The sequence below is a fragment of the Chryseobacterium sp. CH25 genome (assembly GCF_004119455.1).
Classification (GTDB): Bacteria; Bacteroidota; Bacteroidia; order Flavobacteriales; family Weeksellaceae; genus Chryseobacterium.
Genome location: NZ_NRQT01000006.1, coordinates 1 through 19,080, shown reverse-complemented (window position 1 = coordinate 19,080; position 19,080 = coordinate 1). Strand labels below are relative to the sequence as shown.

General features: G+C 34.8%; 15 protein-coding genes. All 15 read left to right on the top strand.

Translation table 11 applies throughout. The annotated features are described in order from the left end of the window. Positions 1-208 precede the first annotated feature (208 nt). Positions 209-1,357 carry a hypothetical protein gene (locus BOQ64_RS15175; protein ID WP_129059306.1) on the top strand — a complete coding sequence of 383 codons (1,149 nt, stop codon included), beginning with the start codon at positions 209-211 and terminating at the stop codon, positions 1,355-1,357. Between the two features lie 55 nt (positions 1,358-1,412). Beyond that, on the top strand, positions 1,413-3,974 hold the full coding sequence (gene topA / locus BOQ64_RS15170; RefSeq protein ID WP_129059305.1) for a type I DNA topoisomerase: 2,562 nt from the start codon (positions 1,413-1,415) through the stop codon (positions 3,972-3,974). Between the two features lie 147 nt (positions 3,975-4,121). Continuing rightward, on the top strand, positions 4,122-5,192 hold the full coding sequence (locus BOQ64_RS15165) for a formimidoylglutamase (RefSeq protein WP_129059304.1): 1,071 nt from the start codon (positions 4,122-4,124) through the stop codon (positions 5,190-5,192). A gap of 3 nt (positions 5,193-5,195) precedes the next feature. After that, complete coding sequence (locus BOQ64_RS15160; protein WP_129059303.1) at positions 5,196-6,197, top strand: glycosyltransferase; 1,002 nt, start codon at positions 5,196-5,198, stop codon at positions 6,195-6,197. 102 nt (positions 6,198-6,299) lie between these two features. Beyond that, entirely contained in the window at positions 6,300-7,418 is a 1,119-nt protein-coding gene (locus tag BOQ64_RS15155; RefSeq protein ID WP_129059302.1) for a glycosyltransferase family 4 protein, read from the top strand. Positions 7,419-7,453: 35 nt separating this feature from the next. Continuing rightward, positions 7,454-8,326: a polysaccharide biosynthesis/export family protein gene (locus BOQ64_RS15150; RefSeq protein ID WP_129059301.1), complete on the top strand. Its 873-nt coding sequence runs from the start codon at positions 7,454-7,456 to the stop codon at positions 8,324-8,326. 4 nt (positions 8,327-8,330) lie between these two features. Continuing rightward, entirely contained in the window at positions 8,331-10,823 is a 2,493-nt protein-coding gene (locus BOQ64_RS15145; RefSeq protein WP_129059748.1) for an exopolysaccharide transport family protein, read from the top strand. A 212-nt stretch (positions 10,824-11,035) separates the two neighbouring features. Continuing rightward, the gene (locus BOQ64_RS15140; protein WP_129059300.1) at positions 11,036-11,926 is read left to right on the top strand and encodes a DUF6089 family protein; all 891 of its coding nucleotides are present in this window, start codon (positions 11,036-11,038) and stop codon (positions 11,924-11,926) included. 5 nt (positions 11,927-11,931) lie between these two features. Then, positions 11,932-12,681: an isoprenyl transferase gene (locus BOQ64_RS15135; RefSeq protein ID WP_129059299.1), complete on the top strand. Its 750-nt coding sequence runs from the start codon at positions 11,932-11,934 to the stop codon at positions 12,679-12,681. 27 nt (positions 12,682-12,708) lie between these two features. Next, positions 12,709-15,243 (top strand): outer membrane protein assembly factor, encoded by a 2,535-nt coding sequence (locus BOQ64_RS15130; RefSeq protein WP_129059298.1) that lies wholly within the window; start codon positions 12,709-12,711, stop codon positions 15,241-15,243. 8 nt (positions 15,244-15,251) lie between these two features. Then, entirely contained in the window at positions 15,252-15,803 is a 552-nt protein-coding gene (locus BOQ64_RS15125; protein WP_129059351.1) for an OmpH family outer membrane protein, read from the top strand. 65 nt (positions 15,804-15,868) lie between these two features. Then, entirely contained in the window at positions 15,869-16,372 is a 504-nt protein-coding gene (locus BOQ64_RS15120; RefSeq protein WP_129059297.1) for an OmpH family outer membrane protein, read from the top strand. 69 nt (positions 16,373-16,441) lie between these two features. Next, positions 16,442-16,927: an acyl-CoA thioesterase gene (locus tag BOQ64_RS15115; protein WP_129059296.1), complete on the top strand. Its 486-nt coding sequence runs from the start codon at positions 16,442-16,444 to the stop codon at positions 16,925-16,927. A gap of 47 nt (positions 16,928-16,974) precedes the next feature. Then, a complete protein-coding gene (gene rfbD / locus BOQ64_RS15110) occupies positions 16,975-17,838 on the top strand; it encodes a dTDP-4-dehydrorhamnose reductase (RefSeq protein WP_129059295.1) in 864 nt (287 codons plus the stop codon). A 4-nt stretch (positions 17,839-17,842) separates the two neighbouring features. After that, the gene (locus tag BOQ64_RS15105; protein WP_129059294.1) at positions 17,843-18,523 is read left to right on the top strand and encodes a hypothetical protein; all 681 of its coding nucleotides are present in this window, start codon (positions 17,843-17,845) and stop codon (positions 18,521-18,523) included. Positions 18,524-19,080: the final 557 nt, after the last annotated feature.

Here is a 19,080-nt window from a genome sequence, read left to right as displayed (position 1 = left end):
TGCCGGTTCATGCATAGAGCCGGCATATTTTGCTTACTTCTTTGTTTAAAAATAGAATTTACCTTCAAACAAAGGATTATTCTTGTTAAAAAAATGAAATATATGTTTCCGGATAACAGTAAATTCATAATTTTAGCACTTGTAAAATTAGAAAAAAGATGAGGTTCCCGCTTGTTCATTTCTTTTTTACAGATTTTAAAAATACACTATGAGGTTAGAGAAGTTTGTACAATATTTTAATATTAAGATTTTTATTTATTTTCTTATTGCCATTACGGCTGTTTATACCCTCGCATTTACCCTCGCATTTAATCTTAAAGATGATGGATATATCCTTGCCGACTGGCTTATTAATTATGAAGACGGTGGTTTCAAGAGAAGAGGGTTGTCCGGAAGTTTCTTTTTTATTCTTCAGGATATAACGGGGTTTAGTCTTAATTATATCGTATACTTTTTTCAGTTTATTATTATTTCTCTGTTCTTCTGGTGTTATACAAGGCTCATTCGGTATAAAATAACAGATCTGTTGTATCTGTCGTTGCTATTATCATCCATAGGCTTCGTAGGGCTGTTGAATACAGTAACATATGTAGGGAAAAAAGAATTTATTGTATTTCTTTTATTTACATACTTTGTATACCTTTTAGATCGTGGTAAACTTTCAAAATCTAAAGAATATATCTTCTGTTTCCTACTTTTTATCAGTACACTTCTGCATGAGGTTACCTTATTTTATGTTCCTTATTTTGCCATTGCACTTTATGTGAAAAACGGAAAGCTGGAAATCCGGAGATATATTAAATACTTTCTTGCAGTAATCATTCCGGCAGCGGCTATTGTTTTATTTGGAAAGAATGTAAACGAAGGAATGTCGTTGGAAATTTTGAACAGCCGCGGAGTACATCCTACTTATGGAATCTTCTACTGGAATATTGATGAAAGACAATATATTAAAGAACATCTTAATGAATATCTTCTATATTTTATAAGCTTAGCAATAAGCGTTTTCCATATAGGCTATTATTTAAAATATCTAAATGGGCGAAAGATTTTATATATTTTATTAATCGGGGCCTTTATCTTTTCATTTCCACTGTTTTATCTGGCTATAGACTGGGGAAGATGGATGTACATTCATATGATGCTAATGATTATTCTTTTTGCCATAATGCTGAGAGAAGGAGATTCAATATATGCTTATGAGCCAATAGTTATTGATCGGAAATTCTACATTACAATGGCTATAATACTCTTTTCACTGCTGTACAGAGTAGAGATGTCCGGAAAGGGCTTTACCTTCGAGGGAGTTTTCTACAGACTGTTTGTTGCTCCCCTGGAATTATTAAATAAAATGTGATTTCAAAAAAGTATATAATAAAAAAGCTTTACTTTTTGCAAAAATTTTTTTTAGAATGTCGAAAAATTTAGTAATCGTAGAGTCCCCGGCAAAGGCAAAAACTATTCAGAAATATTTAGGTAAGGATTTTGAAGTGAAATCCAGTTTCGGTCATATCCGGGATCTGCCTAAAAAAGGGATGGGAATAGATCTTGCCACCTTTAGTCCTGATTACGAAGTTTCAGCAGACAAGAAGAAATTGGTGACAGAATTAAAGGCTGCAGTAAAGAAAGCAGAAATGGTTTGGCTGGCTTCCGATGAAGACCGCGAGGGAGAAGCTATTGCATGGCACTTAGCAGATGAACTGAAATTGAAGCCTGAAAACAGAAAAAGAATTGTTTTCCATGAGATTACTAAAAATGCCATTCTAAAAGCAATTGAAAATCCAAGGGATATTGATCAGAACTTAGTGAATGCCCAGCAGGCAAGAAGAGTGTTGGACAGAATTGTAGGTTTTGAAATGTCTCCAGTTCTATGGAAAAAAGTAAAACCAGGATTGTCCGCAGGAAGAGTACAGTCGGTTGCTGTAAGATTAATCGTTGAAAGAGAAAAAGAAATCCGTGAATTCGTTCCGAAAGCAAGTTTTAAGCTTGACGGAATTTTCTTAAATAATACAGAGCAGGAAATTGCTGCTAAACTTAAAAAAGACTTCGAAAAAGAAGCTGAAGCAGAAAAATTCCTTGAGCAGGCAAAAACTACAGAATTTAAAGTTCTGAATGTTGAAACCAAGCCGGGAACTCGTTCTGCATCTGCACCTTTTACTACTTCCACACTACAGCAGGAAGCTTCGTCAAGGTTAGGATACAACGTAACCAATACCATGCGTCTGGCACAGAGACTATATGAAGAAGGATTCATTACCTATATGAGAACAGACTCTGTAAACCTTTCTCAGGAAGCTATTGAAGGAGCCAAAAAACAAATTATCTCAGAATACGGAGCAGAATATTCTTCTCCAAGAAACTATACTACAAAATCAGCTTCTGCACAGGAAGCTCACGAAGCCATCCGTCCTACGGATTTCGGTGTGAAGAGTATTGGCGATGCACAGTTGAACAAATTATATCAGTTGATTTACAGAAGAACATTAGCTTCTCAGATGTCAAATGCTAAAATTGAAAAAACTGTCATTGAAATTGGAAATGCTTCATTGCCACATCATTTTGAAGCTCAGGGAGAAGTCATCATCTTTGATGGTTTCCTGAAAGCTTACGGTATTGTGAAAACCGATGAAGATGATGAAGAAAACAATGAAAAGCTATTACCAAAAGTAAAAGTTGGTGAAGTATTAAGCTATAAATCCATTACAGCAACAGAAAAGTTCACGAGACCAAGTGCGAGATATACGGAAGCTGGATTGGTTAGAAAGCTGGAAGAGCTAGGGATTGGTAGACCGTCTACTTATGCTCCAACCATTCAGACTATTCAGAACAGAGAGTATGTGGATAAAAGAGAAATTGAACCACATACCCGTGAAGTGATCAAAATGTCTTTAGTAAAAGATAAGATCAAAAAAGTGGTTCTGGATGAAAAATTCGGTGGAGATAAAAATAAATTTGTTCCTACAGATATAGGAGAGGTTGTAAATGACTTCTTAACAGATAACTTTAAAGAAATCCTTGATTATGGTTTCACAGCAAGAGTAGAAGAAAGCTTCGACGAAATTGCAAGCGGAGACCAGAAATGGAAAGAAATGATGACTAATTTCTACTCAAAATTCCACCCGAGAATTGAAGATGTAGAAGAAAACGCAGACCGTGCAACAGGAGACAGACTTTTAGGAGTTGATCCGAAGACCGGGAAAAATGTTCATGCCAGAATCGGAAGATTCGGAGCAATGATTCAGATCGGAGAAACAGATGATGAAGAAAAACCAATCTTTGCATCATTAATGTCTGGTCAGAATATTGCCACAATTACCTTTGAAGAAGCATTGGAATTGTTCAAACTGCCATTTGAACTGAATGATTTTGAAGGTCACGCAGTTTCTGTTGGAGTAGGAAGATTCGGACCTTATGTAAAATGGGGAGAAACTTTCATCAGTATTCCGAAAGGTGAAGATCCGCTTTCGGTAGATCAGAACCGTGCAGAAGAAATTATCAATGAGAAAAAGAAGGCAGATGCTCCAATTGCAACGTATAAAGGAGAACCTGTAACCAAAGGATCAGGAAGATTCGGACCATTTATCAAATACAAAGACATTTTCGTAAATGTTCCGAAGAAATATAACTTTGATAACCTTTCTCAGAGCGATATCAATGAACTGATTGATGCTAAGCTTGAAAAAGAAGCCAACCGATATATCCAGCAGTGGGAAAAAGAAAAAATTTCCCTTGAAAACGGAAGATGGGGACCTTTCATCAAGTTTGGAAAAGCCATGTTCAAAATTCCAAAGAAAAGTGATGATACCAAATATGATGCAGAAGAATTGAAAGAAATTTCTCTGGATGAAGTAAAGAAATGGATCACAGATCAGGATAAAAATGCCTTTGCAGAAAAGAAAAAGCCTGCAGCAAAAAAAGCAGCAACAACCAAAAAAACTACAGCTGCCAAAAAACCAGCTGCCAAAAAGAAATAATATTAATTATATAATACAAAGCCGTTAACAAACAGTGTTAGCGGCTTTTTTATGAATAAAAGTCTCCGTAGGATTCCCAGTTGTGGCGTTTTTTGTATGTTTGTTAGATCAAGCAATTATTAAACGATTATATTTTTAGGTTAAAATATGGATTTTGAGGATTTTATCATTTCACCAAGAAATTTCAAAACAGAAAGTTGGCAGATTGGAAACCGGATTACAAAAGATATAAAAGAGGATAGTATCGTTCTTTTGTTTGTGTCGGATTACAGAGGAGCAGGCGGTGATGCAGAAGTACAGGATTTTACAGCGGTCAGAAAAGAATTTTACAAACTTTCCCAATTGGATTTTGAAATTCCTGTTGTGGATCTTGGTGACCTGGTCTCTGGAAAATCTGTTCAGGATACCCATTATATTTTGCAGGAAGTATTATCGGCCTGTCATTATAAAAGAGCACTTCCGGTGATTATCGGCGGCTCCAATGACTTTGCTTTTTCATTGTTCTCTGCATTGAATTTCCATCAGAAAAGTATCAATTATACTCAGATCAGTAATATCATTTCCCTTAAGCAGGGAGAGGAGATTAATGAATATACTTTTTTAGGTAAAATCTTCGGAGCAAAGAATTTTTCCATTAAAAACTATCACCATTTAGGCTATCAGAAGCATTTGAATGAAATAGATTCTGTACGGCTGATTAAAGAAGTAGAGTTTGATATCATTCGTTTAGCAGAAATGATGAACTCTACTGAAAAAACAGAACCTTTCTTCAGAAAAGCAGACCTGGTTACGGTAAATTGTGATGCCATAGAAAGTTTCAGTGAACCATTTTCTATGAATCCACAGGTAAATGGATTGAACAGAAGGGAAATTTGTGCCTATATGAAAGAGATTGGGTTGAGTGAAAACCTGAAAACGGTAGGAATCTTTAATTATAATATTTATTCGGAAAATCAACTGAACCATCAGCTGCTGGCGCAAATGCTGTGGTATCTGATCGAAGGGATCAATATTCAGCAGTCTCACCCTAAAGAAAGGCAGTATGAATTGTTCTATGTTTTAATTGATGACAGACAATTTGCATTTAAGCGTGATACTTTCAGTAATTTGTGGTATTTTGGTGACGATGAAAATATAGAAAACTGCATTCCCTGCTCAAGAAAGGATTTTGATGATGCTAAAAAAGGCTGGCTGAATGCAAGACTGACGAAATTTTAATGTATGACCCACATTCCCTCAAGGATTTCAATTATTGTTCCCGTTTATAATGTCGAAAATTATTTGACACAATGCCTCGATTCTCTGGTGAATCAAACTCATCAGAATATCGAGATTCTGGTTGTGAATGATGGAAGTAAAGACAATTCTGGGGATATTATTACAGTCTATGCGGAGAAATATCCAGACAAAATAAAAGCCTTCACCAAAGAAAATGGTGGGTTAAGTGATGCCAGGAATTTTGGGATAGATAAAGCAACAGGAGATTACATAGGTTTTGTAGATAGTGATGACTACGTTACGGAAACTATGTTTGAAGAAATGCTTTTCCTGGCAGAAAAACATCAGGCGGAAATAGTAATCTGCAATATTCAGAAAGTGGATGAAAATGGGCTGGTAACTCAAAAGTTGACGCAGATTCCCAATATGCCGGAAAAAATAAGGCTTGAAGATCACTTCTCAGTTTTTTCGGATATCAGTTATTTTGCCTGCAATAAATTGTTCAGAAAAGAGCTTTTTAATCAGAAAAGATTTAAAAAAGGAGTTCATTTTGAAGATATACAGCTGATTCCACAGCTATTGCTTGAATGTGAAACCATTGCACAGACTCAGAATTTTCACTATCAATATCTTGAACGTACGGATTCTATCACTAAAACCCATACGGAAAAAGGACTTGATATTTTGAAGGCAGTAAAGGATGTAGAAAGTATATTCAGCCAATCCAGATATGCCCATAAAGCAAAAGAGTTGAAAAACTTCCAGATTTTTGAAGGAGTGTATTCTTTTCTGGCCTACCTGGCTTTTGTAAAGGAAGAAAAAATGTTTTACAGTATGGCAGATAAGCTGTCTGTATTCATAAGAGAAAGACAAATAAAAATTCAAGATATATTGAACTATAGTCGTTTTGGTACAAATTATCTTTTATCTTTGCCGTTGAAAAAAAAGATTTTTTATCTCTTATTTTTTGCGGGACAGAAAAAGTTGATAAGAAAATTGATATAAACACAAATGTAAGTACTATTGTTTCGGACGGTAGAGCGTGATGAAAGCATACAGGCATCATCCGTTTAATTGGAGAGATAATGTGTACTGGATAAGAAAAGAATGAAAAACTTTGAATTGTTCTTAAGCGGATCGGGGATACCTATTTTCTACGTAAAAATAGGATTAGGTTTCGTATTCTCCTTTTTAATTACCTTTTTCTCCATCCCTACTATTGTAAAGATCTCCAGAAGGAAGAACCTTATGGATGAACCGGGTATCAGAAGTTCACACCTTAGAAAAATTCCAAATCTTGGTGGAATTGCCATCTTCTATTCTATTGGAATATGTGCTTCTATCTTTGCTTACGAGTTATTTGACCTCTATAAATTCTTATTCGCCTCACTTATTATTCTTCTGTATATTGGAGTAATGGATGATATTGTGGTGATGAGAGCCTATAAAAAGCTTGTAGCACAAATCTTGGTATCCTCATTAATTGTAATAGGTTCAGATATTAGAATCAGAAGCCTCTTTGGAATATTCGGAGTCTTTGAATTAGGTTATTTTGTAAGTGTTCTGTTTAGTGTTGTTACCTTTATTATTCTTATCAATGCTTTTAATCTGATTGATGGAATTGACGGGCTTGCAGGTGGGTATTCTGTTATTTGCAGTGCAATGTTCGGAATAAGCTATTACAGATTAGGGGAGTATAATTACCCATTGGTTGTTTTGTCGGTAGTGATTATAGGAACTGTTTTGGCATTTTTATATTATAACCTGTCAAATTACAGAACCAATAAAGTATTTATGGGAGATACAGGATCTATGCTTTTAGGATTTCTGTTAGCCTTTACATCCATTTGTTTTATAGACATTTTTATAGATAAAGATCTTGCAGATGTACCAAAATACCACCTGCAGTCTGCTCCGGTAGTGGCTGTAGCAATTCTGATCCTGCCAATTGTTGATACTCTGAACGTTATTTTTGTAAGACTTTATAATAAAAAGTCACCTTTTGATGCCGATAAAAATCACATCCACCATAAGTTGTTAAAACTGGATCTTACCCATAGAAGATCGTCATTCTATATTATTCTATACTATTTAATGATTGTAACAGTAGCCTATTATCTAAGGCACATTAATGTGAACCTGTTGTTGTTGGTTGTTGTTTTATTAGGCTTTATGGGGGCGTATTTGCCGGATTTGATATATCGGTTAAGAAATAACAAAAATTAACAATTAAATATTACTTTTGTAAACAATATCCAAATATGATGAAGAACTTTAAGTATTTATTTTTAATATTATTACCTTTTTTATTTACCTCGTGTATCACAACAAAGGATGTAAGATATTTACAGCCGAGTGAAAGTCTTGTAATTAATGAAGAAGGTCTTGTTCCCTACAATATTCCTGTTTACAGGATTACCAAAAATGATATGCTTAACCTTAATATTGTGACCACTCCCAAAGGAGATGCAGCACAATTTTACTCAGCTTACAATGCTTCAGGCGGCATAGGTGGAGGTGGGGCTATAAACAGTTCTGCCACAGCAGGTGGTAGAGGTGGAGGTGTAGGTGCCACTATCGGGGGAAATGTCAATTTCTATTTTAATGGTTTAAAAGTAGATAGCAACGGAGATATTAATGTCTTTGGAATAGGCTACATTAAAGCAGAAGGAAGAACCCTTGATGATGTTGCAAAAGAAATACAAAACAAAGTAAATGAAAACTTCCAGGAAGGGAAATCCGAAGTGAGGTTAAATACAGACGGAATTACCTACTATATCCTTGGTGATGTAGAAACTACAGGAATGTCCGGAGAGAAAGTAGCCCATAAAAATACCCTTACCATTACCGAAGCATTAGCTATTAATGGTGGATTGAACAGAACAATTGATAAAAAAGAAATTGTTATTCACAGAAAACTTCCGGAAGGGATCAAAATTGCTAAAATAGATCTTACCCGTGAAGATCTGATGAACTCTCCTTACTATTATGTACAGAATGGTGACGAAATTTATCTTAATACCAGAAGAAAAAGCTTGAACGGATTCGGTAAAGATCCTATCCAGACACTACTTACTGGTGTAACAGCAATTACAACTGCATTAACTTTATATACAATCCTACAAAGACTTTAATCCCATGATTCCAGGAAAAGATACCGCAGTAGGAAAAAGCGAAACTCCAAAAGAGAAGTATGGAAGTTTTGCACTATTTGATTTTGAACACTTTTTAAGAAGATTACTTAAGAACTGGTATTGGTTTGCTTTTATGTTCCTGATTGGCTATGCCATTTCTTGGGTATATAGTAAATATTATGCACAGAATGTATATGCTTCAGATTTATCTTTGAGTATATCCAATAGTACTTCAAGTTATTTCAGTCCTAACCAGTCTATTAACTTCATTTGGGGACAGGGAGGTAACCAGGACGGGGTTTATTTAAAGAAAATGCTTTTTTCAAGATCTCATAATGAGTACTTGGTTAAAGAATTAAGTCTTTTCGTAAATTACTCTACTAAAGGGCTTGTAAAATCAACTTATCTGGATAAATATGACTCTCCGGTCTTCCTTGAGATCGATAGAAAGCATCTTCAGCAGGTTAACTATCCTATTACATTATTACCAAAAGGTAATGGTACCTATGAAGTAGTGTTGCCGGAAGAAGGACATTCAGTTAGCTTATACAGTTATGAAGCAGAAAATTTTCATAATATTAATGCCTACAACAGACCTGCAAATAAAATTATCAGAGTCAATGAATGGTATAACTCTCCAAATTTGAGATTTAAACTGGTTAAGAACCCGGTGACTCCAAATATTAAGCTTGATAATATTATTATTAATCTGGCGACAATAAACCAGGGTGTTAATGATATTGTATCTACTATAGGTGTTGGTTTTGATAAGGAAATCAATACCATTATGATTATTACTAAAAAAGGGTACAATCTTAACAGTACTGTAAACTTCCTTAACAAGTCGGTGGCTGAGCTTCAGAAAAAAAGACTTGAAGATAAAAATATCGTTAACAAAAATACTACAGCTTATCTACAGGGAAGTCTTGACGGAATCCGTAAAAGACTTGATTCAGCAGCATCTGTTCTGAACTACCTGAAAACATCAGAAAAACTGTATAATATTAAGGATAGAGATGAAAAATCTCTTGAAAGAATAAAAGATCTTGAAGCTAAAAAAGCTGACTTTGTAAGTAAAATTACCTCTCTGAATAATATCAGAAATACACTTCAGTCTCAGAATTTTGATAAAATGATCGCTACCAATGCCGCAGGTTTTGAAGACGGTATGTTCTCTGCTTCGGTAAGCGAACTTAAAGCACTGTATACCAAGAGATCAGAATTAGCACAGATTTATAAACCTGCTTCTGAACCAATGAAAGAAGTAAACAGGCTGATTAATGAGGCTAAAACAAGTTCTTTCAACAGTTTAAAAGGCTATTACACCAAATATTATGATGAGATCAATAAAATTGACCGTCAGGTATCAGATGCAAATACTGATTTAACCTCTTATCCGGAAAAAGAAAGAAAATATCTGGATGCAGAAAGAGGGTACAACATGATTGAAGCTACGTACAATAGTCTTTTGAACAGACAGAATGAATCTCGTTTAAATGTAGCTACCAATCAATCTGATATTAGTGTGATTGACCCTGCGAAGAATATCGGACAGGGACCTGTAAGCCCTAACATTAAAATGGCAAAAGCAGGAATAATAGGCGGAATGCTGCTGCTTCCAATCCTGTTTATTCTGATAGGTGAATTGCTTGATAATAAGATCAGAAATATTAAAGAATTATTAGCAGCAACGAAAATTCCACTTCTTGGCGTAATTGGGAATAACAGCAGCGAAAATATGCTTACTGTTTTGGAACAGCCAAAATCATCTGTTTCAGAAGCGTTTAGAGGGATTCGAGCCAATATGAGATTCCTGATGAACAATGAAGATGAAAAAGGAAAAGTAATACTGGTAACCTCTTCTGTAGGAGGAGAAGGAAAAACCTATATTTCCATTAACCTGGCTTCTGTATTAGGATTAAGTGACAAAAAAACAATCCTTCTGGGGATGGACCTTAGAAAACCAAAGATCTTTGGTGACTTTAAGATCGATAATAAATATGGTATTTCAAACTATCTTACAGGAGAAGTGAATATTGATCAGATTATTAATCATACAAAAATCCCGAATCTGGATGTTGCAACCTCAGGACCTATTCCACCAAACCCTTCGGAATTGTTGATGAGCCAGAGAAATGTGAAATTTTTACAGGAGTTGAAAGAAAAATATGATTACATTATTATAGATTCTCCACCGGTAGGATTGGTAGCAGACTCTTATGAACTGATGAAATATTCTGATGCCAATATCTATGTGGTACGTCATGAGTATACCGAGAAATACATGATGAAACTCGTTACCGAGAAATATCAGAATAATGAAATTGAACATTTAGGACTTATTTATAATGACTATAATACGAAGCAGGGATACGGATATGGATATGGCTACGGTTATGGATATGGTTACGGATATTTTGATGAAGATAAAAATTATAAAGAACCGTTATTAATTAGAATACGGAATAAAATGCGGATAATGTTTAATAAAAAATAGAGCCTTAAACCCTCACTTAATGGGGGTTTTTTCATACTCCATGTATTTTCATTCTATGGAAAAAGAATATTTTTGCCACTTTGCCGTTTACTTTATAACAAATTATGTTTTTTTGTTTATTTTTAACTAAACATTAAGATTATCATTAATATAAAAATGTTTTATATTTGCAAAAATTAAATTTTAAAATAACCATAAATCCATATTCTTTTATGAATAAAAAATTATTGTTTAGCTTCCTTGCCTTCCTTGGAGTGGTAAGTGTTAAAGCACAAAGAAACGAATTGGGGGTTCGTCTAGGTATGAGTAACCTAGTGGGTGATGTAGGGAGCACAAGTTATATTTTACAAAAGCCGTTGGATTTAAATAGAATGTCGGATTGGGGGATCCCGTTTTATGGTGGTATTTTATACAGATTTAATTTTAACCCTCACCAAACTGTCAGATTGGATTTAGGATATAACCAGATTCAGTTTAGCGATAAAGCTGCAAAAGAAGAATATAGAAGAAATAGAAATGCATACGGGAAAAACAACGTATATGAAGCAAGTTTAATGTTTGAATATAATTTTTTCCCAATTAATAATGAACAGATAAGTATGGTAAGCCCATATATTTTCGGAGGTATTGGAGCCTTGATGTTTGAAGCTCCTAAAGCCAATCTTTCCCATGATTTCAGAAGAGATCCGGATGGGGTGGCAATGGCTCCGATTAATGAAATGGACTATAAAACAACTACAGAATATTCATTAGGAAAAAAAGTTACGATGCATATCCCTTTTGGGGTAGGTTTAAAGTATAAATTTAACCATACTTGGGCTATATTTGCAGAAGCAACATTTAGATATACTCTGACCGATCAGCTTGATCATAGTAAAATTCTTCCTGAGGATGTGAAAAGCTCCTTTAATGCCGATATCCTTGATCCGGCTACAGGAGGCTCTTTATTACAGTCCGGAAGTTATTATGCTGTTGCAAAGGAAAGAGAAGAAGAGTTTATTAAAAAGAGAAATATTGGAGATGAGAGATCCAAAGACTGGTTGAATACATTCAGCTTAGGATTAACGTTTTCGTTCGGAAGACCTCCATGTTATTGTGATTAATTAATATGTCGTTGATTAAAGATAAAATAAATTCTGAGAATTTACCAAAACACGTAGCCATCATTATGGATGGTAATGGGAGATGGGCTAAATCTCGTGGCGAAGAAAGAACCTTCGGTCACAAAAATGCCATTAATGCTGTAAGAAATGCTATTAATGCATGTAATGAGATCAATATCCCTTATTTAACACTGTACACATTTTCTTCAGAAAATTGGAGCCGTCCTACTGAAGAAGTGAATACCCTCATGAATTTACTTGTGGAAACCTTACTGCTAGAAGCAGAGGAAATCTTCAGTAAAGGGTTGAGAATGCATGTGATAGGGAATCTTGAAAAACTGCCTACTTTAGTAAGAGAGCAGCTACAGCGTGTGGTAGAACTTACAAAAGAAAACACAAAAGGAAACCTTGTACTGGCGATAAGCTATGGCTCACAAAATGAAATACTGGAAGCCGTTAAAAATATCAGCTCAGATGTAAAAGAAGGAAAGGTAGAAGTAGAGAATATAGATGAAAAACTATTCGAAAACTATCTCTATACTAAAGATTTTCCTCCTGTAGATCTGTTGATAAGAACCAGCGGAGAAATAAGAATAAGTAATTTCCTTCTTTGGCAGATTGCTTATGCTGAATTACAGTTTTTAAACGTTCTATGGCCGGATTTTACCAAAGATATTTTCTTCCAATGTATTGTGGATTATCAAAACAAAGAAAGAAGATACGGATTAACCGGAGATCAGATACAAGGCCAATAAATTTAAAGAAAAGAAAGACTCGATAAAATGAAGTTTAGACTATTACCCATCATTATGTTTGCTGCGTCTGCACATTTTTATGGACAAGTAACTCCACAAGACAGCACAAAAGTAAACAATGCTGTACATGCAGACAATGAGGTAGGTACTTATACGCTTAAAGACATTGTTGTAGATGGGGTAAAAAAATATACACCAGCTCAGATCCTTAGATTTACTGGCTTATCCAAAGGAGAAAGCGTAGATATTCCGGGACAGAAAATCAGTAATGCTGTTAAAAAGCTTTGGGATACCCAATCTTTCTCTGAAGTGGAAGTATACGTTCAAAGTATTGAAGGACAGACTGTAGTTCTTAAATTCTATCTTCAGGACCTTAAGGAACTGGGAGAAGTGAAGTTTAAGGGTAAAGGAATTGGGAAATCAAAAAGTGAAAAACTGGCTAAAGACAACAACCTGAAGCCTGGTACAAAGATTACCCAAAACCTGGTGTCAAGTCTTAAGACAAGCATTCCTAAAGATTATATCAAAAAAGGTTTTGCTGATGCTAAAATTACAATCGAAGATAAAGTAAATGCTGGTGATCCTGCTTTGGTAGATTGGACGATTAATGTAGAAAAAGGTAAAAGAGTTAAGATTGACCATATTGAGTTTGAAGGAAACCCAAGTGTAAGCGATAGAAAACTTAGAAACAAAGCCTTTAAAGAAACCAAACAGAAACGTTTCGGTATTGGAGGTATTCTGAAATCTTCAAAATTCATTGAAGATAAATATCAGGAAGACAAACAGAACCTGATTAATTATTATAACTCCCTGGGATACAGAGACGCAAAAGTCGTTTCAGACTCTGTATGGAGAAATAAAAATAACAACTACGAAATCAACGTAAAGCTTAACGAAGGTAAAAAGTATTATATCGGTGATATTACGTTCACTGGGAATACAGTTTATGCTACAGAGTATTTACAGAGATTATTAGGATATAAGAAAGGAGACATCTATGATGCAGTAGGATTCAACAAAAAAGTTGGTGAAGACGGTGGTAAAGAAGATGACTCTGATATCAAATCCGTTTATATGAATAACGGATACCTTTTCTCTAATGTTACACCGGTTGAAAAATCTGTGAACGGTGATGCCGTAAACTTAGAGATCAGAATTAACGAAGGAGAACAGGCTACCTGGAATAAAGTAACATGGCAGGGAAATACAACAACCCATGACCACGTAATCCTTAGAGCGTTAAGAACAAAACCAGGAGAATTATTCAAAAAGACAGAAATCAAGAGAACCTATTTTGATTTGGCAGGGATGTCATTCTTCGATCCACAACAGATCGGACAGGATATTCAGCCTAATCAGGTAGATAATACTGTAGATATCAACTGGAAACTTGTAGAAAAAGGATCTTCTCAGGTTCAGTTACAGGCAGGTTACGGTGGTAACAGTTTTATTGGTACTTTAGGATTAACGTTTAATAACTTCTCACTGAGAAACTTCCTTAAGTTCAAAGACTTTAAACCAGTACCACAGGGAGACGGGCAGACTTTCTCCATTCAGGTGCAGGCAGGTCAGTACTTCCAGAACTATGGAGTATCATTCGTGGAACCTTGGTTATTCGGAACAAAACCAACAGCCCTTTCTGTGAGTTTAAACAACTCAAGAGTAAGATATAGTGACGGACTTGGTGGTTCCCAGAAGTTAAATATCTTCTCGGCATCAGTAGGTTTAAACAGACTATTGAACTGGCCGGATGACTATTTCTCTCTATATACAGGGGTACAGTTTCAGAAGTATGACTTTAACAACTATCCATTCCAGTTTGGAGAGGCTACAGAATATTACGGAACGGCTAATAACTTCAGTATCAATTTAGGACTAAGCAGAAACTCTGCCGGGATAGACCCTATCTTCCCAACAATGGGTTCAAATATTGAACTTTCTGCTAAATTGACACCACCATATTCATTGTTCAGTAACAAAAACTACGATACAATGAAGCCTGTTGATAAGTATAAGTGGATGGAATTCTACAAGATCAAGTTTAAGGCAGATGTTTATAACGAAATTGCCGGAAAACTTGTATTGAGATCTTCTGCAGAAATGGGATTCATGGATGGATATAACAAAAATCTTGGAGCACCGCCATTTGAAAGATTCTATGTAGGGGGTACCGGATTATTCGGAGGTAGATATGACGGTAGAGAATTGATTCCTTTAAGAGGATATGAAAACGCAAGTACTTATGGTGGAGAAGCTGAAGATATTACTCAAAGAGGAGGAGGTACAATCTATAATAGATTTACTTTAGAATTAAGATATCCGATTTCAATGAACCAAACAGCTAAAATTTATGCATTAACATTTGCTGAAGGAGGTAACGTTTGGAACTCATGGGGTAATTATAATCCATTCCAGCTGAAAAGATCAGTAGGAGTAGGGGTTAGAGTTTACATGGGAGCGTTCGGATTGATCGGGTTTGACTTTGCTTATGGATTCGATAAGACAATGTCGGGAACTCCTTCAGGATGGAGAAACCACTTCTTGATGAACCAATCATTATAATTACACATATGAAGAACTTTAAAATAACCATCACTTTTGTATTACTCTTAATTTTTGGGTTTGGAAATGCTCAGAAAATTGGAGTGGTAGATACTAATGAAATTTTAAATAAATTACCTCAGTATAAAGAAGCCGAAGCGAGATTAAACTCTCAGATTGATACCTGGCAGTCTGAACTTCAGAATTTGCAGTCAGAATATGAAAGAAAAAAATCGGCCTTTGAAAGTGAAAAAGTGTTATTGATAGGTGACCAGCTGAAATTGAGAGAAAAAGAAGTTGTAGATCTTGATAAGAACATCAAAACCACTACCAGCTTACGTTTCGGAGCCAATGGTGAAATAACAAAATTGAGAACAAATCTTGTTTTACCATTCCAGGATCAGATCTGGGGAGCTATCAAAACAATGTCCGAGAAAAATGGATTGGGCATAGTTCTTGATAAAAGCAATAACATTAGTGTTTTATTTCTTCAGGGAAAATACGATTATACAGAAAAAGTATTGGCCCTTTTACTGAAAGGAGACAAAAAAGAGAAAACTACAAGTAAAAGTAAAAAATAAAATTATAAGTTAACTTTTACGTAAATTTGAAATCTAAAACAAATTAAATTATTTATTTACCAATTATGAAAAAATTAAGTGTATTATTTGCAGCAGTAATGATGGTTGTTTCTGTAGGTATGGCAAAAGCTCAAAAAATGGCTACTTTAGATGTATTGGGAGTTCTTAATGCAATGCCTGAAAAGAAAAAAGCAGATGCTGACCTTAAAACATTCTACGATACTAAACAAGCTGAGATCAAGAAGAAATATGATGCAGGGCAAGCTAAACTAAAGCAATATAGCGAAGAAGCTCCTAAGAAATCTGCAGACGAAAACAAAGCTAGAGAAGCTGAATTACAAAAAATCCAGGAAGAAATAGCTCAAATGCAGGACAAAGCTCAAAAAGATCTTCAGTCTAAGCAAGAAGTAGCTTTCGGACCAATTGAGAAAAAATTGAACGATGCTGTTGATAAAGTTGCTAAAGCTAACGGATACGAGTATGTAATGGATGCAAATTCACCTGCATTCCTTTACAAAGCAGGTGCTGATGCTACTGCAGCTGTAAAGAAAGAATTAGGGATTCAATAATTTCAGCAAATTAACAAAGATTTATAAGACAAACCGCCTTCAAAAGAGGCGGTTTGTTTATTTTGCGGAATGGAAAAAGAAGTATCAACTATAGTAAAAGTTAGGTTTAGTGATTGTGATCCTATCGGTCATTTGAATAATGTAAAATATCTTGATTACATGTTCAATGCCAGAGAAGATCATGTAGAGACATTTTACGGTTTTACCTATGAAGAATATACCAAACAGACAGGCTGTACCTGGATTGCCATCCAGAATGAAATAGCTTATATGAAGGAAGTGAGGTACAATACTCAGGTGGTCATCAGTAGTAAAACGATTGATGTACAGGACAGAACAGCTAAAGTTGAAATCCTGATGAAAAGCTTAGATGAAAAAACAGTTCATGCTGTACTTTGGGTTACTGTTATTTATTTCAATATGAAAACAAGAAAATCAGAAGTACACCCTGAAGAGATAAAAGAGACATTCAATAAGTTTTATGTAGATCTGGCACAAAAGGATTTCCAGTCAAGAGTTAAATTTTTAAGATCCCAAAATGCAAAAAACTCTTAATAGATATTCCTATTGAGAACTTTTTGATAGTTTAAAATTAATAATATATGAAAAAAATAGCAGTAATAGGCAGCAACGGCCAGTTAGGAAACTGTATCAGAAAAATTGCTCCCGATTTTGAAAATCAGTATGAGTTTCTTTTTACAGACTCCACAACCTTGGATGTTACCAATGAAGAACAGGTTAATGACTTTTTCTATGATAATAAACCGGATTACTGTATTAATGCTTCTGCATATACAGCTGTAGATTTAGCGGAGAAAGAAAAAGAAAAGGCTTTTGCTGTAAATGCAGATGGAGTAGGTAACCTGGCTCAGGCTTGTATAGAATATAAAACTATCCTTATTCATGTCTCTACAGATTATGTTTTTGATGGAGATACCAACCTTCCTTATTCAGAAGATGATTTTACCAATCCAATTGGAGTATATGGAGAATCGAAGAGAAAAGGAGAAGAACTGGCACTGGAGCTGAATCCTAAAACTATTATCCTGAGAACTTCATGGTTATATTCCGAATTTAATAAAAACTTTGTGAAGACCATGTTGAATCTTTTTTCACAGAAAACAGAGTTGGGAATCGTTGCCGATCAGTTTGGACAGCCTACCAATGCTAATGATCTTGCTGCTGCTATCATGGATATCATTGGAAGTCCAAATAAAACCTATGGAATTTTCCATTTTTCAAACTATCCGGAAACCACTTGGTTCGATTTCGCTAAGAAAATTGCTGAATTTTCAAAATCTTCAATACAATTAAATGAATTAACAACCGAGCAGTATCCAACCCCTGCTAAAAGACCTGTAAGAAGTACAATGTCTCTGGATAAAATAGAAGAGATCTATAAAATTGAACCCAAACACTGGGAAAACAGTCTTGAAGAATGTGTGGATATCCTAACACAACAATAATATTATGAAAAATATAGCCATCATCTTTTCTGTGGTATGTACCCAGCTTTGGAGTGCACAAAATGTTTATTTGAGTAAGGTGGAGAAAACCAATGACAATTCAGATAAGTTTCTCTATAAAAAAGATGAAGCAGAAACTGCTGCTATCTATTTAGGAGAAGCAGAAGTTCAGGGGTTCTCAAAAGATGATGCAATGGTGTTTTCATTAGTATACAAAAAAGCAAAAGAGATTGGAGCCAATACTTTTGTCATAAAACCTTTTGAAAATATTGATGGTTCACCCCAGGCTTTCAATCCTTCTAATTATAAAATAGCATTATATTATACACCTAAGGAAAATATGAAAGTTAAAGAAGGAGTAATGTATATATTTGCTTCCTCAGAAAAAGATCAGAAGATCAATATTAATAAGAAAGACTATATTATAGAACCAAGGTCTTTTTTTAAATTAAAAATTACCCCTGGAGAAGTGTATACCATCTCAACAAAGAAACTTTTAGGTTCCACAGTGAAAGTCCAACCGAAGACAAATGATGAAAACTTATATTTTCAGGTTTCATCATTAAAAATTAAACCGGATACTTCAGGAGTCGGAGGTTTAAACCTTAAATCTGGAGATGTCGTTGGTTTAGAAAAGTCTTATGCAGAGTTTTTGAGTGCCATTTATAAAGAAAATAAGCAATAGTATTACATGCTATAAACAGATAATGCCCGGTTTCAATGATAACCGGGTATTTTTTTGCTTTTTATTTAAAATTTTTCTTTCATGTTCTCAGTCTGTTAAGCGCAAAACGTTACTCAAAAATGAATTTTATGTTAAATAAACTTGCGAGGGATGTAAGAAGTCTCTATCTTTGCCCCACTGAAAAACAAAAGAGATTCAGTAAGCGCAGAAGAGCTTTTAGATAAGCATAAACATTAATATCTACTAAGATAAAGACTTAAAAAAAACTTTTAAATTTTTTATTAAAAAAGATTGCGAGTTAAAATAAAGTTTCTATCTTTGCAGTCCCAATTACAGGGAGCGCAGGAGTAGAGGGATTGAGGTTTAGGAAGAATTAAGGTTACTTAAAAAACTTTAAAATTTTCTTTCAAAACATTTGGTCATTACGAAATAAAGTTTTACTTTTGCACTCGCAAATACGGAGCGACACTGACAGAAAGATTGCTTCGTTAAAAAGCGAAAGAAGAAAAGATCATTGACATACAATATAACAACCAAGTAAGGAAAAACTAAAGCGT